The organism is Thauera sp. 63, from assembly GCF_000310165.2.
In the GTDB taxonomy this organism is placed as follows: Bacteria; Pseudomonadota; Gammaproteobacteria; order Burkholderiales; family Rhodocyclaceae; genus Thauera; species Thauera humireducens.
In genome coordinates, this window is record NZ_AMXC01000069.1 from 1 (window position 1) to 2,476 (window position 2,476).

3 protein-coding genes are annotated in these 2,476 nt (G+C 67.0%); all 3 read right to left on the minus strand.

Features of this window, described 5'->3' with window-relative positions; translation table 11 throughout:
- Window positions 1-36: 36 nt before the first annotated feature.
- From tnpC to tnpA, 3 genes are read right to left on the minus strand one after another with little or no spacing between them, the layout of a single operon-like run.
- Window positions 37-1,695, minus strand: coding sequence for an IS66 family transposase (gene tnpC, locus C664_RS19920; protein WP_004261347.1), 1,659 nt, complete (start codon window positions 1,693-1,695; stop codon window positions 37-39).
- 22 nt (window positions 1,696-1,717) lie between these two features.
- Complete coding sequence (gene tnpB / locus C664_RS19925) at window positions 1,718-2,077, minus strand: IS66 family insertion sequence element accessory protein TnpB (RefSeq protein ID WP_004261344.1); 360 nt, start codon at window positions 2,075-2,077, stop codon at window positions 1,718-1,720.
- Window positions 2,077-2,394 (minus strand): IS66 family insertion sequence element accessory protein TnpA, encoded by a 318-nt coding sequence (gene tnpA, locus C664_RS19930; protein WP_004261324.1) that lies wholly within the window; start codon window positions 2,392-2,394, stop codon window positions 2,077-2,079. Before tnpA ends, tnpB begins: the two co-directional genes overlap by 1 nt.
- Window positions 2,395-2,476 lie beyond the last annotated feature (82 nt).

The window sequence follows — 2,476 nt, forward strand, 5'->3', positions numbered from 1 at the left end:
GTAAGCGCTCCACGAACCCCATCTTCCCCGGGCTCGCTACGCCGTGATCAACTGCTCAGCCTTGAGATTCCAGGGCAGGAGGGCCTCGAAGTGTTCGACGGTGGTCGCATTGGGCACGGCGCGCAGTATGTGGCGCAGCCACAGGTACGGCTCGACGTTGTTGGCCTTGGCGGTCTCGACCAGCGAGTAGATGAGCGCGCTGGCACGCGCCCCGGCTTGCGTATCCGAGAAGAGCCACGCTTTCCTCCCAACGACGAAGGGCCGGATGGCGTTTTCGACCGGGTTGTTGTCGATCGGCAGATCGCCCCGTGCGAGGTAGCGCGTCAGTCGCGGCCACTGCCGATGCAGGTAGCCCAACGCGCCGCCGAGCACCGAGGTGGGCGGCACGGTGGGGAGCACCTGATCGAGCCAACGGCGCAGTTCGTCGATGACGACGCGGCTTCTGCTCTGGCGTCGCGCCAGGCGCTCGGCGTTGCTCAGTTCGCGCGCCTCCTTCTCGATGGCGTAGAGCTTGCCGATCAGCGCCAGCGCCTCATGGGCGCGACCGCGCTTGCCGGCGGGCAGCACCTTGCTGGCGTCGACGAAGCGGCGCCGCGCATGGACCCAGCAGCCGAGCCGGGTCACGCCCTCGCAGAAGGAGATCGCCCCATAGCTCTCGAGCCCATCGGCGATCAGGTGCCCCTTCCAGCCTTCGAGCAGGCGTAAAGGGACCGCCTGCGCGCGGCTCGGGTCGTACTCGAAGAGGATCACCGGCTTACCCGGCGGACCACCGCGCTGCACCCACATCTGGCTCTTGCTCGTGGCTGCCCGGCCAGGCTCCTTGAGCACCTGCACCGGGGTTTCGTCCATGTGAATCACATCGTGCCCGAGCAGCACGTCGCGCATCAGATTGGCGATCGGCTGCAGCGCTTGCGCGGTGCCGATCACCCAGCGCGCCAGGGTCTGACGCGGCACGAGCGCGCCCGCGCGGGCAAGCACGTACTCGAAACGCGCCAGCGGCAGCCCGTCGACGTACTTGGTGACCAGCAGCATCGCCAAGAGGTCGTTGCTGGCGTTGCTCTTGGGCAGCACCTGCCCCGGGGCGCGGGCGCTGACCGGCGCCTGGTCGCCCTGGGGGCAGCCGTAGCGCTTCCTGATGTGACGCAGCACGCGCACCTGCATCGGGACGATGTCGAGCTGTTCGCTGACGTCCTGGCCAATCTCGACCATGGGTGTGCCGCAGGCGCAGGTGCGTTCGGCCTCGGGGACGTCGTGGACGACGTCGATGCGCGGCAGCTCGATCGGCAAGGGCTTGCGCTTGCCACGCGCCTTCTTCTTGCCCGTGTCGGCGGGCGTCTCACCCGTCGTCTCGGTGGCCGGCGGCGGCAAGGTTGCGGTGTCGCCCGCCTCGGTTGCGGACTCGGCCAGCGCCTCGGCCTCGTCGAAGAGCCACCCCTGGCCCGCGTGCGATTCGCTGCTGGGGCCGAACATGCGCCGGCGCGCCAGGCGAAGCTGCTCGTAGAGCTCGAGGATGCGTGCCTCGAAGGCCTTTTGCAGTTCGGCTTCGCGCGCCTTGAAGGCAAGCTCGAAGGCGTGCTGCTGTTCCCGCAGCAAGGCCTTGAGCGCGGCCGGATCGTCGGGTAACTGTTCGGGGAGGGGGGATGCGCACACGCCGACGGCGGCATTCGAACGAGGGTCGGCGGTACGTGGTTGCATGCTGGAATTATACCCGATCACGCTACGTAACCGATTGGTATTGCAGCGTTTTATGCGGCCTTGCCGCCCACAGATCGAAGCCTTCGAGCAGCCATTCGAGCTCCTTCATCGTCAGTACGCAGGTGGGCTGACTTGCCTCGGCCGCCGGCCAGGCGAAGCGCTCGGCTTCGAGCCGCTTGTACCAGAGGCAGAAGCCGTTGCGGTGCCAGTACAGCGCCTTGAGTTTGTCGCGGCGACGGTTGATGAAAAGGTACAGCGCGTCGCCGAACGGGTTCAGTCCCAGCTCCTGCTCGACCAGCGCCGACAGTCCGCCGATGGATTTGCGAAAGTCGATCGCCGGCCGGTACAGATACACCGCGCCGATCGAATGCCCCGGGTGCATCAGCGCCCTCGCTCGGCAAGAGCCGCCGACAGCGCGGCCAGCCAGTCGACGCCAGGCAGCGTCGCGCATTCGAGCCGCAGCTGCGCGTCGATCACCACCGTGCAGCCCGCGCGGAGCGTCATCGAGGGTTCGACTTTGATCGGGACGAATCCGCCAAGCTTGGCGCGGCTACGACGGCCACCGGTCACCAGGCGCTTGCGCCACTGATAGAGCGCCTGCGGCGATAGCCCCTCGCGCTCGGCGTAAGCCTTCGTGGTAATGCCCTCGGCTTCGATTGCCGACAGGTGCGACAACCAGAACGTACTGCGCTCCGACATGCTCGTGCTCCCTGAAAAACGGAAGCCGAAGCATGCGGGCTCAAACGGGGCTACGTAAGAATGGGGTTCGTGGAGCGCTTAC

What these genes read in the sequence shown, in the direction of transcription:
- tnpC (WP_004261347.1), bottom strand. Translation starts at nt 1,695, where the DNA reads ATGCAACCACGTACCGCCGACCCTCGTTCGAATGCCGCCGTCGGCGTG.
- tnpB (WP_004261344.1), bottom strand. Translation starts at nt 2,077, where the DNA reads ATGCACCCGGGGCATTCGATCGGCGCGGTGTATCTGTACCGGCCGGCG.
- tnpA (WP_004261324.1), bottom strand. Translation starts at nt 2,394, where the DNA reads ATGTCGGAGCGCAGTACGTTCTGGTTGTCGCACCTGTCGGCAATCGAA.